The organism is Streptomyces sp. NPDC056222 (genome assembly GCF_042264065.1).
Taxonomy (GTDB): Bacteria; Actinomycetota; Actinomycetes; order Streptomycetales; family Streptomycetaceae; genus Streptomyces.
In genome coordinates, this window is record NZ_JBHJTL010000093.1 from 1 (window position 1) to 16,859 (window position 16,859).

13 protein-coding genes, 2 tRNA genes and 2 pseudogenes are annotated in these 16,859 nt (G+C 72.2%); 13 read left to right on the forward strand and 4 right to left on the reverse strand.

The features are described from left to right. Positions 1-176 precede the first annotated feature (176 nt). The 7 genes and pseudogenes from ACFC0D_RS31120 to ACFC0D_RS31150 all read left to right on the forward strand — a co-directional run bounded on the left by ACFC0D_RS31120 (position 177) and on the right by ACFC0D_RS31150 (position 8,271). Complete coding sequence (locus ACFC0D_RS31120) at positions 177-1,355, forward strand: acyl-CoA dehydrogenase family protein (RefSeq protein ID WP_376443119.1); 1,179 nt, start codon at positions 177-179, stop codon at positions 1,353-1,355. 5 nt (positions 1,356-1,360) lie between these two features. After that, positions 1,361-2,338 (forward strand): bifunctional MaoC family dehydratase N-terminal/OB-fold nucleic acid binding domain-containing protein, encoded by a 978-nt coding sequence (locus ACFC0D_RS31125; protein ID WP_376443172.1) that lies wholly within the window; start codon positions 1,361-1,363, stop codon positions 2,336-2,338. 1 nt (position 2,339) lies between these two features. Beyond that, positions 2,340-3,368, forward strand: coding sequence for an acyl-CoA dehydrogenase family protein (locus ACFC0D_RS31130; protein ID WP_376443122.1), 1,029 nt, complete (start codon positions 2,340-2,342; stop codon positions 3,366-3,368). Beyond that, positions 3,365-3,745, forward strand: a pseudogene (locus ACFC0D_RS31135) (MaoC family dehydratase); the annotation flags it as partial. The gene ACFC0D_RS31130 and the pseudogene ACFC0D_RS31135, both read left to right, overlap by 4 nt. A 221-nt stretch (positions 3,746-3,966) precedes the next feature. Next, complete coding sequence (locus ACFC0D_RS31140; RefSeq protein WP_376443124.1) at positions 3,967-5,133, forward strand: lipid-transfer protein; 1,167 nt, start codon at positions 3,967-3,969, stop codon at positions 5,131-5,133. A gap of 606 nt (positions 5,134-5,739) precedes the next feature. Next, entirely contained in the window at positions 5,740-6,309 is a 570-nt protein-coding gene (locus tag ACFC0D_RS31145; RefSeq protein WP_376443126.1) for a SigE family RNA polymerase sigma factor, read from the forward strand. A gap of 309 nt (positions 6,310-6,618) precedes the next feature. Continuing rightward, positions 6,619-8,271 (forward strand): long-chain fatty acid--CoA ligase, encoded by a 1,653-nt coding sequence (locus ACFC0D_RS31150; protein ID WP_376443129.1) that lies wholly within the window; start codon positions 6,619-6,621, stop codon positions 8,269-8,271. Between the two features lie 103 nt (positions 8,272-8,374). Here the strand turns inward: ACFC0D_RS31150 and ACFC0D_RS31155 are convergent, their stop codons facing one another. Together ACFC0D_RS31155 and ACFC0D_RS31160 are read right to left on the reverse strand one after the other, a co-directional pair. Next, positions 8,375-12,082, reverse strand: a complete 3,708-nt coding sequence (locus ACFC0D_RS31155; RefSeq protein WP_376443132.1) for a PAS domain-containing protein — start codon at positions 12,080-12,082, stop codon at positions 8,375-8,377. Positions 12,083-12,241: 159 nt separating this feature from the next. After that, positions 12,242-12,667, reverse strand: a complete 426-nt coding sequence (locus tag ACFC0D_RS31160) for an SSI family serine proteinase inhibitor (RefSeq protein WP_376443135.1) — start codon at positions 12,665-12,667, stop codon at positions 12,242-12,244. A gap of 205 nt (positions 12,668-12,872) precedes the next feature. On the opposite strand from ACFC0D_RS31160, the gene ACFC0D_RS31165 reads away from it, so the two are divergent. Beyond that, positions 12,873-12,963: transfer RNA gene (locus tag ACFC0D_RS31165), tRNA-Ser, on the forward strand. A 239-nt stretch (positions 12,964-13,202) separates the two neighbouring features. Further along, a tRNA-Arg gene (locus tag ACFC0D_RS31170) sits at positions 13,203-13,275 on the forward strand. A gap of 80 nt (positions 13,276-13,355) precedes the next feature. On the opposite strand, the gene ACFC0D_RS31175 is transcribed toward ACFC0D_RS31170, so the two are convergent. After that, on the reverse strand, positions 13,356-13,826 hold the full coding sequence (locus tag ACFC0D_RS31175) for a tyrosine-type recombinase/integrase (protein WP_376443137.1): 471 nt from the start codon (positions 13,824-13,826) through the stop codon (positions 13,356-13,358). Here ACFC0D_RS31175 and ACFC0D_RS31180 point away from each other — a divergent pair. Next, positions 13,810-13,989: pseudogene (locus ACFC0D_RS31180) on the forward strand (GNAT family N-acetyltransferase); the annotation flags it as partial. The gene ACFC0D_RS31175 and the pseudogene ACFC0D_RS31180 sit on opposite strands and share 17 nt — an antisense overlap. Positions 13,990-14,040: 51 nt before the next feature. On the opposite strand, the gene ACFC0D_RS31185 reads toward ACFC0D_RS31180, so the two are convergent. Beyond that, positions 14,041-14,316, reverse strand: coding sequence for a hypothetical protein (locus tag ACFC0D_RS31185; protein ID WP_376443140.1), 276 nt, complete (start codon positions 14,314-14,316; stop codon positions 14,041-14,043). A 162-nt stretch (positions 14,317-14,478) separates the two neighbouring features. On the opposite strand from ACFC0D_RS31185, the gene ACFC0D_RS31190 reads away from it, so the two are divergent. The 3 genes from ACFC0D_RS31190 to ACFC0D_RS31200 all read left to right on the forward strand — a co-directional run bounded on the left by ACFC0D_RS31190 (position 14,479) and on the right by ACFC0D_RS31200 (position 16,856). Further along, the gene (locus ACFC0D_RS31190; RefSeq protein WP_362360184.1) at positions 14,479-14,844 is read left to right on the forward strand and encodes a PH domain-containing protein; all 366 of its coding nucleotides are present in this window, start codon (positions 14,479-14,481) and stop codon (positions 14,842-14,844) included. 112 nt (positions 14,845-14,956) lie between these two features. Further along, positions 14,957-15,799, forward strand: a complete 843-nt coding sequence (locus ACFC0D_RS31195; RefSeq protein WP_376443143.1) for a DUF2797 domain-containing protein — start codon at positions 14,957-14,959, stop codon at positions 15,797-15,799. 151 nt (positions 15,800-15,950) lie between these two features. Further along, the gene (locus ACFC0D_RS31200) at positions 15,951-16,856 is read left to right on the forward strand and encodes an amidohydrolase family protein (RefSeq protein ID WP_376443146.1); all 906 of its coding nucleotides are present in this window, start codon (positions 15,951-15,953) and stop codon (positions 16,854-16,856) included. The last annotated feature ends 3 nt before the right edge of the window (positions 16,857-16,859 follow it).

Below are 16,859 nucleotides of genomic sequence, written 5' to 3' on the forward strand. Positions count from 1 at the left end.
GAGACAGGCACTTCGGTGCCTCGCGCGGGCGGTTCCCGTGCGTGCCGACAGTTCGGGTGGGTGCGGGCCGTCGTGTGCGCGTGCCTCTGTGTGCACCCCTCTCCGTGACCTTGACACGGCTACGTTATCTGACGGACAGTCAGAAACCTTAGTCGTCACCCCGGGAGGCCGTCGTCGTGCACCTCGCCCCGACCGAGCGGCAGCTACGGCTGCGCGCCGAACTCCGCGCGTACTTCCGCGACGTGATGCCCGACGGCCCGCCCTCCCCCACCGACACCGAGGGCCAGCGCCGGCTCCTCCGCAGGATCGGCGGCGACGGCCGTCTCGGGCTCGGCTGGCCGGAGGAGTACGGAGGCCAGGGGCGCGGCCCCGACGAGCAGTTCGTCTTCTTCGACGAGGCCTACCGGGCCGGCGCGCCCGTCTCCATGGTCACGCTCAACACCGTCGGCCCGACCCTGATGCGGTACGGCACCGAGGAGCAGAAGGCGTACTTCCTGCCCCGGATCCTGCGCGGCGAGACCGTCTTCGCCATCGGGTACAGCGAGCCGGAGGCCGGCACCGACCTGGCCTCGCTCCGCACGAAGGCGGTGCGGGACGGGGACTCCTGGCGGATCGACGGGCAGAAGATCTTCACCTCGAACGCCCAGAACGCCGACTGGATCTGGCTCGCCTGCCGCACGGACCCCGAGGCTCCCAAACACCGCGGGATCTCCATCGTCCTCGTCCCCACGGATTCCCCGGGGTTCTCATGGACGCCGATCGAGACCGTCGGCGGACTGACGACGACGGCGACGTACTACGACGGGATCCGCGTCCCGGCCACGAACCTCGTCGGGGAGGAGAACGGCGGCTGGGGGCTGATCACCAACCAGCTCAACCACGAGCGGGTCGCGCTCGCCGCGATCGGGATGCAGGCCGAGGAGTTCTACGAGGCGGTGCTCCGCCGGGCCGCCACACCCGATCCGGTGACGGGGCGGCGCCGCATTGACGAGCCGTGGATACGGATCCGGGCGGCCGAGGCACATGCCCGGCTCGCGGCAACACGCCTGCTCAACTGGCGTTTGGTGGGGGATGTGGGGGCGGGCCGGCTGGCCCCCGGAGACGCGAGCGGCGTGAAGTTCGCGGGAACCGAATCGGCGGTCGAGGTGTACCGAATATGTCAGGAGATCGCGGGCGGGGCGGGGACGGTGCGGGCGGGGTCGCCGGGAGAGGTCGACGGCGGTGAGCTCGAGCGGATGAACCGCGCCGCGCAGATCAACACCTTCGGGGGAGGGGTGAGCGAGGTGCAGCGCGAGATCGTCGCGACGATGCGACTCGGCATGAGCGGCACGAAGAGGGAAGGGGGGCGGCGGTGAAGGACATCCACGGCGGGGCGAAAGAGATCCACGAAGGGGCGAAGGAGATCCATGGCGGGTTGAAGGCGTACGAAGGGCGGCCGGCCGCCACCGCGGGGGCCGGCAAGGACCTGGTCAACGAACCCATGATCAGGCACTGGTGCGAGGCCATGGGCGACACCAACCCGGCGTACGCGGGACCGGGGGCCGTCGCCCCGCCGACGATGCTCCAGGCGTGGACGATGGGCGGACTCTCCGGGCACACCGGCCGCTCCGGGCCGTACGACGAGCTGCTCGCGCTCCTCGACGACGCCGGATACACCTCCGTGGTCGCCACCGACTGCGAGCAGGAGTATCTGCGGCCGCTGCGGCCCGGTGACGCGATCACCTTCGACGCGGTGATCGAGTCGGTGTCGGAGCGCAAGACCACCAAGCTGGGGACGGGGTACTTCGTCACGACCCGGATGGACGTCCGGGCGGACGGCGAGCTCGCGGGCACGCACCGCTTCCGCATCCTCAAGTACGCGCCGGCGGCACCCAAGCCGAAGGGAGGCGGCGGCGCACCTGCGGCGAAGCGGCCCCGCCCGGTGATCAACCGGGACAACGCCGGATTCTGGGAGGGCGTCGCCGCGCACCGTCTGCTCGTCCAGCGCTGCGGGGACTGCGCGACGCTCCGCTTCCCCTGGCTCCCGGGCTGCAACGCCTGCGGCTCGCGGGAGTGGGACACCGTCGAGGCGAGCGGCTCGGGGACCGTCTTCTCGTACGTGGTGATGCACCACCCGCGGTTCCCCGCCTTCACTGTGTCCGATCATGCCGCTGACGCGGGGGGTCCCTACGCGGTCGGACTGATCGAACTGGCCGAGGGCGTCCGGATCGTCAGCAACGTGGTCGGGGTGCCGTACGACAAGGTCCGGATCGGGATGCCGGTCCGCCTGGAGTTCCTTCGCGTGGACGAGGAGCTGGAGCTGCCGGTGTTCCGGGCGCAGGACGGGGGTGAGGGCTGAGATGGACTTCACGCCCACGGAGGAGCAGGCCGCCGCCCAGGAGCTGGCGGCGCGGATCTTCGGCGATCTCGCCACGCACGAGCGACTCACGGCGGCCGGCACGGACACGGACGCCGAGCTGTGGAAGGCCCTGTGCGGGGCCGGACTGCCGGGCGCGGTCGAGGAGACCGGGCTCCTCGGCCTGGTGCTGATCGCCGAGGAGCAGGGGCGGACGACGGCGCAGGTGCCGTTCACCGCGAGCTGTGTGTACGGGCTCCTCGCCGTCGCCCGGCACGGCACGGAGGAGCAGCGCGAGCGGCTGCTGCCGGGGCTCCGGGACGGTACGACGGTGGTGACCGGCGCGTTCCCGCCCTCGGGGCATGTCCGGGCCGCGGGCGACGGCTCGCTCACCGGGGCCGTGGAGTGGGTGCCCTGGCTCAGGGACGCCACCCATGTCCTCGTGGCGGACGAGGACGGCGCCCTCCGCCTCGTGCCGACGGCCGAGGCCGCCGTGACACCCGTCGAGCTCACCGCGCCCTGGGCCGCCGGCCGGCTCGTCCTCGACGGCGCCCGCGGCGAGCGGATCGGCGGCGCCGACGCCCGCGCGGAGGTGCTGACGGCGGCCAGGATCGCGTTCGCCGGGCTCCAGGCCGGGGTCTGCGCCGGGTCGCTGGCCCGGGCGGTGGCGTACACGTCGGTACGGGAGCAGTTCGGGCGCCCGCTCGCCACCCGGCAGGCGGTCCAACTCCGCGCCGCCGACGCCTACATGGACACCGAGGCGATCCGGGTCACCGCCTACGAGGCGGCCTGGCGGTACGACCAGGGCCTGCCGGGGGACGAACACGCGCTGACCGCCGCCTGGTGGGCGTCCGAGGCGGGCAAACGGGTCGTCCACGCGGGACAGCATCTGCACGGCGGCATGGGAGCCGACCTCGACCACCCTGTCCACCGGCACTTCCTGTGGGGCAGACAGCTCGACGCGTATCTCGGCTGCGGCACCGAACTCCTCGCCGAACTCGGCGACCTGATCGCGAACGGAGACCTGTCGTGAAGGCCGGGGACGCACTGCCGCCACTGACCATCCCGATCACACGCACCCTCATCGTCGCCGGGGCGGTCGCATCGCGGGACTACCAGGACGTGCACCACGACGCGGAACTGGCGAGGGAGAAGGGCTCCCCGGACATCTTCATGAACATCCTGACGACCAACGGCCTGGTGGGGCGGTACATCACCGACCACTTCGGCCCCGAAGCGGTGCTCCGGAAGGTGGCGATACGGCTCGGTGCGCCCAACTACCCCGGCGACACGATGACGTTGACCGGGACGGTGACGGAGGTCGACGGGGTCACGGGCCAGGTGCGGGTGATCGGCGCGAACGGCCTGGGTCACCACGTCACGGGCACGGTGACGCTCGACCTGCCGGGGCGTGAACTCACGCCGGGGTCCGAGCTCAAGCCGGGGCGCGAGCTCGGGCCGGACCCGGACCCGGAGCCGGGCCCGGGGGCCGGGCCTGGGCCTGGGCCAGGCCTGGGTCCAGAGCCAAGGCCGGAGGCAGGGCCCGGGCCGGAGCCAGGCCCTGGACCGGCGCCAGAAGCAGGGCCTGGACCGGAGCCAGGCCCGGAGTCGCGACCGAACGGAGCGGGCGTATGAGCATCCGCAGCGCCGACCGTCTCGGCGGCCGCGCCGCCATCGTCGGGATCGGGGCGACCGAGTTCTCCAAGGACTCCGGCCGCAGCGAGCTCACGCTCGCCGTCGAGGCCGTGCAGGCCGCACTCGCCGACGCCGGGCTCACCCCCGCCGACGTCGACGGCATGGTCACCTTCACCATGGACACCAACCCCGAGATCACCGTCGCCCAGGCGGCCGGCATCGGCGAGCTGTCCTTCTTCTCCCGCATCCACTACGGAGGCGGGGCCGCCTGCGCCACCGTCCAGCAGGCCGCCCTCGCCGTCGCCGCCGGGGTCGCCGACGTCGTCGTCTGCTACCGCGCGTTCAACGAACGTTCCGGGCGCCGCTTCGGCTCCGGGGTCCAGCAGCGCGAGCCCTCCGCCGAAGGCGCAGCGCTCGGCTGGCAGCTTCCCTTCGGGCTGCTCACCCCGGCCTCCTGGGTCGCCATGATCGCCCAGCGCTACCTCCACGCGTACGGGCTGACCCCGGACGCCTTCGGGCACGTCGCCGTCACCGACCGCCGGCACGCGGCCCGTAACCCCGCCGCCTACTTTTACGGCAAACCGATCACCCTCGCCGACCATGCTGCCTCGCGCTGGATCGTCGAGCCGCTCCGGCTCCTCGACTGCTGCCAGGAGACCGACGGCGGACAGGCGATCGTCGTCACCTCCGCCGAGCGCGCCCGCGACCTGCGCCGGCCGCCAGCGGTGATCGTCGCCGCCGCCCAGGGAGCCGGCCGCAACCAGGAGGCGATGACCAGCTTCTACCGCGACGAGCTGACGGGACTGCCGGAGATGGGGGTCGTGGCAGGACAGCTGTGGCGGACGGCGGGGCTCGCGCCGGGTGACATCGACGTGGCCATTCTCTACGACCACTTCACCCCGTTCGTCCTCATGCAGCTGGAGGAGTTCGGCTTCTGTGGACGGGGCGAGGCGGCCGACTTCGTGGCGGCGGACGCGCTGCCGCTGAACACGCACGGAGGCCAGCTGGGGGAGGCGTATCTGCACGGGATGAACGGCATCGCGGAGGCCGTGCGTCAGGTGCGGGGCACGTCCGTGAACCAGATACCCGGCGCGTCCAGGACGCTGGTCACTGCGGGCACGGGGGTCCCCACATCGGGCCTGATCCTGGGCGCCGACGACTGAGGCCGGACATCGGGCCGGCCCGCGCGCCGGCATCGGGCCGCCCGCGCCGGCACCCGCGCGCGCCGGCATCGGGCTCGCTCGTGCCAGCACCCGCGCCCGCCCGCGTCGGCACCCGCCCGCGTCGCACCGGCGCCCGCCCGGGCCGCACCCCCTGCCCGCGCTGGCACCCGCCCGTGCCGCACCCGTGCACGCCCGCGTCGGCACCCGCCCGCATCCGGCACCCGCGCCCGCCGACGTGGCCCCCCCAGGGGCGCCCCGTAGCCGACGGCTGCCCGCCCGCGTCGCAACCGCCCGTGCCGACCCGCGCCCGCCCGCGTCGCACCGGCGCCCGCCCGGGCCGCACCCCCTGCCCGCGTCGGCACCCGCCCGCATCCGGCACCCGCGCCCCGCCGACGTGGCCCCCATAGGTGCCCCGCGGTCGGCGGCTGCCCGCCCGCTTGGTGCCGTGCTCGATGGGCGTGCCCGCCCGCCTCGACCCTGAGGCCCTCGTACCCCCCTCTCCACCTTCAGGAGGTCCAACCATCCCCACCCCTACAACCTGAGGCGGAGTGCGGGTCGGTCCCTGGGGCCGATCCCCGGACGAGTCCCCGCTCCTAGCGTGGAGTCATGACTCCGCCACCTTCTGGCCCCGTCTGCGCCGGCGCCTCCACGGCCGCCCTCGGGACCGCCGTGACGACCGCCGGCTACCCGTCGTTCTCCTCGTACGTCCGGGCCCGCGGGCCCGTCCTGCTGCGCACGGCGCGCTCCCTCACCGCCAACCCCTGCGACGCCGAGGACCTGCTGCAGACCGCCCTCACCAAGACGTTCGTCGCCTGGGAGCGGATCGAGGACCACCGCGCCCTGGACGGCTACGTCCGCAGGGCCCTGCTGAACACCCGGACGTCCCAGTGGCGCAAGCGCAAGGTCGACGAGTTCGCCTGCGAGGAGTTGCCGGAGCCCGCCGGGCTGCCCGAGCCGGACCCGGCCGAGCGGCAGGTGCTCCACGACGCCATGTGGCGCGCGGTCATGAAGCTCCCCGACCGCCAGCGGGCGATGGTCGTCCTGCGGTACTACGAGGACCTCAGCGAGGCTCAGACGGCGGAGGTGCTCGGCGTCTCGATCGGCACGGTCAAGAGCGCCGTCTCCCGCGCGCTCGGCAAGCTCCGCGAGGACCCGGAACTGACGCCCGTACGGTGACCACGAGCACCCGTACGGTGACGGCAGGCGCCCGTATCGTGCGGCACGCGCCCCCGAACGCTGCCGGCATGCATCCCGCACGGCGGTGACGGCACGCGCCCCGGTGCCGGCATGCATCCCGCACGGCGGTGCCGGCCTGCGCCCCGCACCGGTGCGGCACGCCCCCCGTACCGTGACCGCGCGCGGAGGACACCACATCCGCCAGTAATCACTGGCAATTTCCCTACTCCCGGGTAGTGACATACCGAGCGGTACGTGCGCAGAATCTCCACACCCTTACTGTCACGTAGCGCCCACCGGGAGGACGCCGTGCTGAGCACCATGCAGGACGTACAGCTGACCGTGACCCGCATCCTGAAGCACGGGATGACGATCCACGGGAAGTCACTGATCACCACCTGGACGGGTGAGCCCGAGCCGCAGCGCCGCACGTTCGCGGAGGCGGGAGCCCGCGCGAGCCAGCTGGCGAACGCCCTGCGCGACGAGCTCGGCGTGACCGGCGACCAGCGTGTCGCCACCCTGATGTGGAACAACGCGGAGCATGTCGAGGCGTACTTCGCGATCCCGTCCATGGGCGCGGTCCTGCACACCCTCAACCTGCGGCTTCCCCCCGAGCAGCTGGCGTTCATCGTCAACCACGCCGACGACCGGGTCGTCCTCGTCAACGGCTCGCTGCTCCCCCTCCTCGTGCCGCTCCTCCCCCACCTGCCGACCATCGAGCACATCGTGGTCGCGGGCCCCGGAGACCGCTCGGCGCTGGACGGCGTGACGCCCCGCGTGCACGACTACGAGGAGCTGATCGCGGGCCGCCCCACCACCTTCGACTGGCCCGAGATCGACGAGCGTTCGGCCGCCGCCATGTGCTACACCTCCGGCACCACCGGCGACCCGAAGGGCGTCGTCTACTCGCACCGCTCCATCTACCTGCACTCCATGCAGGTCAACATGGCCGAGTCGATGGGCCTGACGGGCAAGGACACGACCCTGGTCGTCGTTCCGCAGTTCCACGTCAACGCCTGGGGGCTGCCGCACGCCACGTTCATGACCGGCATCAACATGCTCATGCCGGACCGCTTCCTGCAGCCCGCCCCGCTCGCCGAGATGATCGAGCGCGAGAAGCCGTCCCACGCCGCAGCCGTCCCCACCATCTGGCAGGGCCTGCTCGCCGAGGTCACCGCCAACCCCCGCGACCTCTCCTCCATGAAGCAGGTCACCATCGGCGGCGCGGCCTGTCCGCCCTCCCTCATGGAGGCGTACGACAGGCTCGGCGTCCGCCTCTGCCACGCCTGGGGCATGACGGAGACCTCCCCGCTCGGCACCATGGCCCACCCGCCGGCCGGGCTGACCGCCGAGGAGGAGTGGCCGTACCGCATCACGCAGGGCCGCTTCCCGGCCGGCGTCGAGGCCCGCCTGGTCGGCCCCGGCGGCGAACACCTGCCCTGGGACGGCGAGTCGGCCGGTGAGCTGGAGGTGCGCGGCACCTGGATCGCGGGCTCGTACTTCGGCGGCGTCGACGGCGAGCCGATCCGTCCCGCCGACAAGTTCAGCGAGGACGGCTGGCTGAAGACCGGCGACGTCGGCGTCATCAGCCCGGAGGGCTTCCTCACGCTCACCGACCGCGCCAAGGACGTCATCAAGTCCGGTGGCGAGTGGATCTCGAGCGTCGAGCTCGAGAACGCGATCATGGCGCACCCCGAGGTCGCCGAGGCCGCGGTCGTGGCCGTACCGGACGAGAGGTGGGGCGAGCGCCCGCTCGCGACCGTCGTGCTCAAGGACGGTGCCACGGCGGACTACGAGACGCTGAAGGCCTTCCTCGCCGACGAGGGCGGGATCGCCAAGTGGCAGCTTCCGGAGCGCTGGGCGATCGTGCCCGCGGTGCCGAAGACGAGCGTCGGCAAGTTCGACAAGAAGGTCATCCGCAGGCAGTACGCGGAGGGAGAGCTGGACGTGACCCAGCTGTAGGCCCTGAGGAAGGTCTGACGGAGGGTCTTACGTCTTACAGAGGGCCTTACGGAAGGTCTTGCGGAGGAGGGGGAGCGGTGGTGAACACCGCTCCCCCTCCTTCTCAGTTGGTCCCTATCTTCGCGAGCAGGTCCACGATCCGGGCCTGCACCTCGTTGCTGTTCGAACGCTCGGCGAGGAAGAGGACCGTCTCGCCGGACGACAGCGTCGGCAGCTCGGCCTCGTCGAGATCCGACGAGGTGTAGACGACGAGCGGCGTGCGGTTCAGCTGCCCGTTCGCCCGCAGCCAGTCGATGATCCCGGCCCGGCGACGGCGCACCTGCATCAGGTCCATCACCACCAGGTTCGGCCGGATCTGCGTGGCCAGCGTGACCGCGTCGGTGTCCGCCGCGGCTCGGGCCACCTGCATCCCGCGCCGCTCCAGGGTCGCCCCCAGAGCTTGTGCGATGTGGTCGTTCTCCTCGATGAGCAGCACGCGCGAGGGGTGTTGCTCGCTGTCGCGGGGCGCCAGCGCCTTGAGGAGTACGGCCGGATCGGCGCCGTACGCAGCCTCCCGCGTCGCCTGTCCGAGCCCGGCCGCGAGCAGTACGGGCACCTCGGCGGCGACCGCCGCCTGGCGCAGGGACTGGAGCGCGGTACGGGTGATGGGCCCGGTCAGAGGGTCGACGAAGAGCGCGGCCGGGAAGGCGGCGATCTGGGCGTCGACCTCCTCGCGGGAGTGGACGATCACCGGGCGGTAGCCGCGGTCGCTCAGCGCCTGTTGCGTGGAGACGTCCGGCGCGGGCCAGACGAGCAGCCGGCGCGGGTTGTCCAGCGGCTCCGGGGGCAGCTCGTCGTCGACGGGCTGCGGCAGCGGCCTGTTGGCGACTTCGACCGCGCCGCCGGGACCGTCGAGCGGCTCGGGGCCCTCGGCGGCACCCTCCGCGGGCGCCCCTATGGCGTAGGAACGGCCTTCGGGGGCCGCCTGGGCGAGCGAGGCGAGCTTCGGCTGCGCCTTGGCGGCGGGCTCCGCGGACGTCGCCGGGGCGGCAGGGGCTGCGCCCACGGGCGCGGGCGTCGGGACCGGACGGTCGCCCTCGGGCGGGGTGGCGAGCTTGCGCCGCCGCCCGGAGCCGTTGCTCTGCCCGTTCTGCGACGCACCGCCCTGCGACGCACCGCCCTGCGACGCACCGACCTGCTGCGCACCTGCCTGCTGTGCAGCGATCTGCTGGGCGAAGGGCACGCCCTGCCCGAGCGTGCGCACGCTGAACGCCCGCCCGCTGTGCGTCACGTCCTTCGGAGCGGCCGGCACCGCCGTCGCGGCGGGGGCTGCGGGCGGGGCCGGAGTAGCGGCTGCGGGCACCTCAGGAGGCAGCGGTACGGATCCGGTGCCGGTACGCGTCTCCTCGGCGACGCCCGGCCCACGACGCCGACCGGTCGGCTCGGGAAGAGGCTGCGGGTGCGGGTGGGGCTGCGGAGGCGTCTGGTCGGCGTCCGGCGCGGACAGCGCGGCGTCGTGCTGTCCCTCGTCGATCACCTGCATCGGCTGCGGGAGGGGCATGGCCTGCGATACGGGTCCGGCCTGCGGTACGGGCATGGCCAGCGGTACGGGCTGTGCCGCGGGCTCCGGAGCACGGTCCGCGTCCGCCGGGGGCAGCGCGAACGGCGTACGCGGCCCGGCCTCGGCGGCAGCGCTCCGCTCCTGCGCGGCGAGCGCGCGCCGCGCCCGCCGACCGGTGGGCCGCTCCTCGGCCGCCTGATCGCCGCTCGCCACGGCGGGCAGGGCCGCCCGGGCAAGGGCGGGGGCTTCGGCGGGAACGCCCTGGGCGGGTACGGGAACACCCTGCGGAGGCACGGCGTCCCCGAGCGCGGCACGTCCCTGCGCGCCCTCGGCCGCGGTCACCACGGAGCCCTCGGCGGGCCGGCCGCGACGGCGCCCGGTCGGCTCGACGGCAGGGGCGCCGCCCGCGCTCTGGGCGGGGATCAGCTCGGCGGGGGCGGCCGGAGCCTCCTCCGTACGCCCGCGGCGGCGCCCGGTCGGCTCGACGGCACCGGCACCGGCGCCCTCGGGGGCCACCGGGCTCTCCAGGAAGGCATCGGTGGACGCCCGGCGGGCGCGCCGCCGTCCGCCGCCCTGGGTGTCCGAGGCCTGCGCGGGCAGCGCGAGCTGCCCACCGGCCGGAGCGGCCTCGGCCTCCGAACCCGTCGCCGTCTCCGCGGCCGTCGGAGCGGGCGGAGCGGTGACCGTGCCCCTGCCGGCGCCGATCGGCACCTCGAGGACGTACGCGCCGCCGCTCGTCCCGGGCACTTCATGCGTCTGCACGACACCGCCGTGCGCGGCCACGATCCCGCGCACGATCGGCTGGTGGACGGGGTCGCCGCCGGCGTACGGGCCGCGCACCTCGATCCGTACGACGTCGCCGCGCTGCGCCGCCGCCACCACGATCGTCGAGTCGGCGTATCCCGCACCCGGCACGACCCGGGCCTTGCCGGTGGAGTCGACGCCTGCCACGTCCGCGACGAGATGCGCGAGCGCGGTCGCGAGCCGTCCCGCGTCCACCTCCGCCTCGATCGGCGGCGCGTGCACGGCGAACTGTGCCCGGCCGGGCCCGATGAGCTCCACGGCCCCGTCGACGCCCGCGGTCACGACCCCGTCGAGCAGGACGACGGACGTGCCGAGGGTCTCCGCCCCGGCGTCCAGCCGCTGATAGCCGAGGACGTTGTCCACGAGGGTCGTCATCCGGGCGTACCCGGCGGCCAGGTGGTGCAGGAGCTGGTTGGCCTCGGGCCACAGCTGGCCCGCGTCGTCGGCGGCGAGCGTGGCGAGCTCCGTGCGCAGCTCCTCCAGGGGCCCGCGCAGCGACTCGCCGAGGACGGCCGTCAGCTGCTCGTGCCGGCCGGCCAGGGACTCGTACCGCTCCTTGTCCGCCTTCGCGCGTTCCTCGTGGCTCTTCTTGAGCTCGGCGAGTTCGGCGGCGTGCTTCTCGGCGAGGCCGGCGCGCTCGGTCTCCTGCTCCTTGGCGAGCTGCTCGTAGGGCCGGCGGTCGGTGAAGGTCATCACCGCGCCGACGAGCTGGTCCCCGTCACGTACCGGTGCGGTCGTCAGGTCGACCGGCACCTGTGAACCGTTCTTCGCCCACAGCACCTGCCCGCGCACGCGGTGCTTGCGCCCCGACTTGAGCGTGTCGGCGAGCGGCGAATCCTCGTACGCGAACGGCTCGCCGTCCGCCCGAGAGTGGAGGACCAGCGGGTGCAGCTCCTTGCCGCCGAGATCGCTGGCGCGGAAGCCGAGGATCTGCGCGGCGGCGGGGTTGACGAGGACGACACGCCCGTCGGTGTCCGTGCCGACGACGCCTTCGGCGGCGGCGCGCAGGATCATCTCGGTCTGGCGCTGCGAGCGGGCGAGTTCTGCCTCGGTGTCGAGGGTGCCGGTGAGGTCACGGACGACGAGCATGAGCAGCTCGTCGCCGGTGTAGGCGCTGTACGAGTCGTAGGCCTCGCGCCCGTCCTCCAGATTGGCGCTGGTGACCTCGACGGCGAACTCGCTGCCGTCCGTCCGGCGGGCGATCATCCGGGTCGGCTTCGTACGGCCGCTCTCGTCGGTTCCCTCGGGGCGTCGCATGGAGCCGGGGATCAGGCGCGAGTCGAAGCCGGGCAGCAGGTCGAGCAGCCCGCGCCCGACGAGCGCGGTGCCGGGGGTCTCGAACATGCCGAGGGCGATGGTGTTGGCGTTGACGACCGTGCCGTTGCAGTTGACGAGCACGAGGCCGTCGGGGAGGGCGTCAAGTATGGCTGCGAGGCGAGCAGCGCCTCGGGATGGCCTGCTGCTCACGACGACGCTTCCTCCCTGACCCACTGCACCTTGCCCGGCTGGCCGGCCCCATCTTGCCCCTCGGGCCGCAGCCTGTCACTGCGAGGAGTCTAAAGGCAGCGCCGACGGTCGCGGGGGGAGGTCTCATGCCCCCGGCAACATCCGAACGTCATCCTCACCTCATCCCCGCACGCGAGGCAGTACGGGCTCCAGGTTCTCCCAGCGGTCGATCTCGCATCCGTTGGCCCGGGAGAAGTGGGCGTCGACGGAGCGCCCCTGCCAGTCGCCGGTGATGTGGGCGACGACGGACCCGCCGTACTGCTGCCCGCAGAAGGCGTCCTTGGTGACCGGCTTGAAGGGGTTCTGCCCCTCCTTCGCGAGCGTGGTGAGCCGCTCGCAGGCGCGGGCGGCCGCGGGGTGGTCGCCGCCGGGCTCGCCCTCGCAGTCGAGCCGGAACGTGCCGTCGGCCTTCGGGTGCCCGCTCTTGCTGATCGTCACGGTGAGCACGTCGGGCGACGACAGCAGCGACAACGGCGGCACGGGCCCGAGCCCGGTGGCGCCCGCGGCGGTGGTGGCGAGGGTGGCGAGTACGAGGCGGCGCAGCATGCGAACTCCAGGGGAGGCGAGTGGGGGCCATGGGCTCGGGCCCGTCTCCTCTAACGCTCCGTACTGCCGTTCGTTGCGCAACCGGGATGGGCCGAGGGGCTTTGCCCTCGGCCCGGGAGGGCTAGTACGGTGAGAAGCGATTGGTGACACCCGGCTCGCCTGTGTCATCATCTGCACGCACCACTCGCGCCCGCGCGAGGTGCATGGAGGCGTCGCCTAGTCCGGTCTATGGCGCCGCACTGCTAATGCGGTTTGGGTCTTAAAGCCCATCGAGGGTTCAAATCCCTCCGCCTCCGCCCCACCCCGAAGCCCCGGCCCACACGGCCGGGGCTTCGGCCGTTCCGGCCCCCTGCGGGCCCGCTGCGCCCTTGCGCGGGTCACCCGTCCGGCGGAGTGCACGGATCCCGGAACGAGCTCCCAGATGGCGTTTCCGCAGGTCAGAGGGGGTCTGGCTAATGGATTTCGCGCTACGGCGCAGGTCATGTAATGTTGTCCACGCAACGCCGACCGGCAAGAAAAAAGCCGAGAAGCACAAGCACTCGTAGCTTAACGGATAGAGCATCTGACTACGGATCAGAAGGTTGCAGGTTCGAATCCTGCCGAGTGCACACAGCTCAAAGGCCCCCTGGACATCGTCCAGGGGGCCTTTGACATCAGCGGGTGACATCAACGCGGTTGGCCGGACGGATCAGGCGGCCGGCGTCTCCTCGGGAGCCTCGCCCTCTTCCTCGCCGGACTCGTCAAGCCCCAGGGCGTCATCCATCCGATCGGCTGCCGCCTTCAGCGTCGTCTGCATGACGTGGGCGTAGGTGTCGAGCGTCATCGTGATCGTGCTGTGCCCGAGCGTCTCCATGATGGTCCGGGCGTCCACCCCCTGAGCGAGCAGCAGCGAAGCGCACGTGTGGCGCAGGTCGTGCACCCGGACCCGTCGCACCTTGGCCTTGGCGCACAGGAGCGTGAGCATTCTGTTCAGGCTCCGGGGGTCCGTGGCCCGACCGGTCGACGTGGTGAAGATGAGGCCGATCGGCTGATGATCGAGCGGCTTCCACTTCTGGTCAGCCTCTGGGTGATCTACCGCGGGATGCCTCGGCGGAACGGCAAGGGCACCGAGTCGCCGTAGGCGTACAGCGGCAGCCGCCACGACGCTGCTCGACGGCATCGGAGCCGAGCGGGTGCTGTTGAACGTCCACCCGGCGAGCACGGCGGCGTCGGCCGCCTACCGGGCGTGGGGATACCGCAAGATCGGCGAGGCGCGGCCCTGGGGCGACGGCGCGGACCTCCATGACGTGATGCTGCTCGACTGGCGCGACGGCAGTCCGTGAACTCCTGGCGCGAGGCACGAGTCGGCTCTGCGCGGCCCAGGGCGCCGGTCCTCACTTCAGGGGGACGCACCTGAGCGCGTGGTCCGAGCGACGGTGCGGTGGCGAGAGCAGGTGGACCAACTCGTACCCCCCGCCGGGGCAGCCACCGTTGAGGATGAGAGTGTCGACCAGCACGCGGTTGACCGTGTGCCCGTCCCGCTCCATGAGGTCTCTCACGAAGCCCTCGGGATCCGCCTTGAGCGCGGTCTGTTCATCCTCGGTCAGTTCAAGTCTGAAGACCTCGACGGCAGATGCTTCGATTTCCGTAGGGCGGTGAACGGTAGCCATGGTTCGGCCTTTCGGAGAGGCGTCACCTCCAGGATGCGCCGATCGACGCCCCGCGCAACCGCCGGCACCGTCCGGGCGGCCGGGCCGTCGGTTCGCCCGGGCTGTCGGTTCGGCGGGATAAAGTCGGAAGATCGTTCTTTCTTCTGATCGTGGGGGTTGGGTATGGCGCTCTTCGGGAACGCGCACAAGATCGATCCGGCGCAGGCGCAGCAGGAGTACGCGCGGCTGCTCGGGCAGGGGGAGCAGATTCACGCCGCGTATCTGCTGATCAGGGACACCATCTTCTTCACCGACCGGCGGCTCGTGCTCGTCGACAAGCAGGGCATCACCGGCAAGAAGGTCGAGTACCACTCGATTCCGTACAAGAGCATCACCCACTTCGCCGTCGAGACGGCCGGCACGTTCGACCTCGACGCCGAGCTGAAGATCTGGATCTCCGGCAACTCCGTCCCCGTCCAGAAGACCTTCACCAAGGGCGTGGACATCTACGAAGTGCAGGCGATTCTGACCCAGTTCGTCGCGCGGTAGTCCGGCACCAGGTAGATGTACGGAGGCCCCCGGAGTGTTTCCGGGGGCCTCCGTCGTCGCCGCTGTCAGACCCCCGGAGGAGACTGGTTCCGTGACGTGGCGGTGTACGGGGATGCGGTGGAGCGGAGGTGTGCCCGGGCTCCGTTGGGAGGGTGGGCGGGTGTCCGTGCTCGCGTACGGGCAGCAGGTCGCCTTCCGGGCCGTCGGGCAGCGGTTGTGCCCGGGGGCCCGCGGCAATCCCTGCCCGCTCGGAGCGGTGGTGTCGGCGCGGGCCACCGGCGGCCAGTGCCCTGAGTGCGCGCGGCTCGACCGGGTCCACTCGGTCGCCGCCGACACCATCGCCGACGACCCGCGGACGTACCGCGTGTACCTCGCCTGGTTCGGGCCCGGGATGACCAAGGTCGGGATCACCGGCGAGGAGCGGGGTGACGCCCGGCTCCTCGAGCAGGGCGCTGTCGCCTTCAGCTGGCTCGGGCGGGGGCCGCTCATGGCCGCCCGACGGACCGAGGAGCTGCTGCGGCACGCCCTGAAGGTGCCCGACCGGATTCCGTACGAGCGGAAGCGCGCCGTACGGCACGAGCTGCCCGCCCCGGACGCGCGCCGCCACGAGATCGAGGAGCTGTACCGCTCCGCCGTCGCCCTGCCCGCTTGGGGCGACACCCTGCAGACGCTTCCCTGCGAGGTGCGCGACCACGCCGAGGCCTTCGGCCTCGACGGGCTCCCCGGACTCGCCGGGACCGTCACCGAGCTCTGCGACGACGGTGTCGTCGCCGGCCGTCTCCTCGCCGCCGCCGGGCCCGACCTGCACCTTCTCGACTCCGAAGGCCGGGTGCTCGCCCTCGACACCCGTATCGTCCGCGGGTGGGGACTCGTCGCCGTCGACCCCGGTCATCGCGTCAGCGTGCCCGTGCGGAAGGCGAACACCGACGTCCAGGACGGGCTGTTCCCGACCTGAGAGTGATGGGTGGGGAGCAGGGAAGGCGTCACGACCTGAAGGCCTGGAAGCCTTCCCCGCCCCGTTATGGACATGATCGGTCCCTTCGGTGGAGGGTGATCCGCATGATCCGCATCATCCATGGACGTCGAAGTCGAGCGGAGTCCCGGCCGTGAGCGCCGCCGAGACCCATGCCGCCGAGGTGCACGAGATCGTCCGGCGGCTCGGCCTGCCCGGGCTCATCGACGTCCACACCCACTTCATGCCCTCCAACGTCCTCGACAAGGTCTGGGCGTACTTCGACTCCGTCGGCCCCCTGACCGGCATGGAGTGGCCCATCACCTACCGCGAGGAGGAGGACCGCCGGGTCGCCCTCCTCCGCGAGTTCGGGGTCCTCGCCTTCACCTCGATGCTCTACCCGCACAAGGCCGGCATGGCCCCCTGGCTCAACGGCTGGGCCGCCGACTTCGCCGCTCGTACGCCCGACTGCCTCCACACCGCCACCCTCTACCCCGAGCCGGACGCGACCGCGTACGTCGGCCGGGCGATCGACGACGGGGCGCGCGTCTTCAAGGTCCACCTCCAGGTCGGCGACTTCGACCCCAACGACCGGCTTCTCGACGACAGTTGGGCGACACTCGCGGACAGTCGTACGCCCGTCGTCATCCACTGCGGCTCCGGGCCCGCCCCCGGAAAGTTCACCGGACCCGCGCCCATCGGACAGCTGCTCTCCCGCCATCCGGAGCTGCGGCTGATCGTCGCGCACATGGGGATGCCCGAGTACGCCGACTTCCTCGACCTCGCCGAGCGGTACGAAGGCGTCCACCTCGACACCACCATGGCCTTCACCGACTTCAGCGAACGCTTCGCGCCCTTCCCCGCCGCCGAACTCCCCCGGCTGCGCGCCCTGGAGAACAAGATCCTCCTCGGCTCCGACTTCCCGAACATCCCCTATCCGTACGCCCATCAGCTCCAGGCCCTCGAACGCCTCGGACTCGGGGACGACTGGATGCGCCGGGTCCTGTACGGCAACGGCGCCGCGCTCTTCCCTCAGGTTTCTCAGGGAATTCACAGCTGAGGG

Coding starts and splice junctions, on each gene's coding strand:
- ACFC0D_RS31130 (WP_376443122.1), top strand. CDS start 2,340: ATGGACTTCACGCCCACGGAGGAGCAGGCCGCCGCCCAGGAGCTGGCG.
- ACFC0D_RS31140 (WP_376443124.1), top strand. CDS start 3,967: ATGAGCATCCGCAGCGCCGACCGTCTCGGCGGCCGCGCCGCCATCGTC.
- ACFC0D_RS31145 (WP_376443126.1), top strand. CDS start 5,740: ATGACTCCGCCACCTTCTGGCCCCGTCTGCGCCGGCGCCTCCACGGCC.
- ACFC0D_RS31160 (WP_376443135.1), bottom strand. CDS start 12,667: ATGCTGCGCCGCCTCGTACTCGCCACCCTCGCCACCACCGCCGCGGGC.
- ACFC0D_RS31175 (WP_376443137.1), bottom strand. CDS start 13,826: ATGCCGTCGAGCAGCGTCGTGGCGGCTGCCGCTGTACGCCTACGGCGA.
- ACFC0D_RS31185 (WP_376443140.1), bottom strand. CDS start 14,316: ATGGCTACCGTTCACCGCCCTACGGAAATCGAAGCATCTGCCGTCGAG.
- ACFC0D_RS31190 (WP_362360184.1), top strand. CDS start 14,479: ATGGCGCTCTTCGGGAACGCGCACAAGATCGATCCGGCGCAGGCGCAG.
- ACFC0D_RS31195 (WP_376443143.1), top strand. CDS start 14,957: ATGCGGTGGAGCGGAGGTGTGCCCGGGCTCCGTTGGGAGGGTGGGCGG.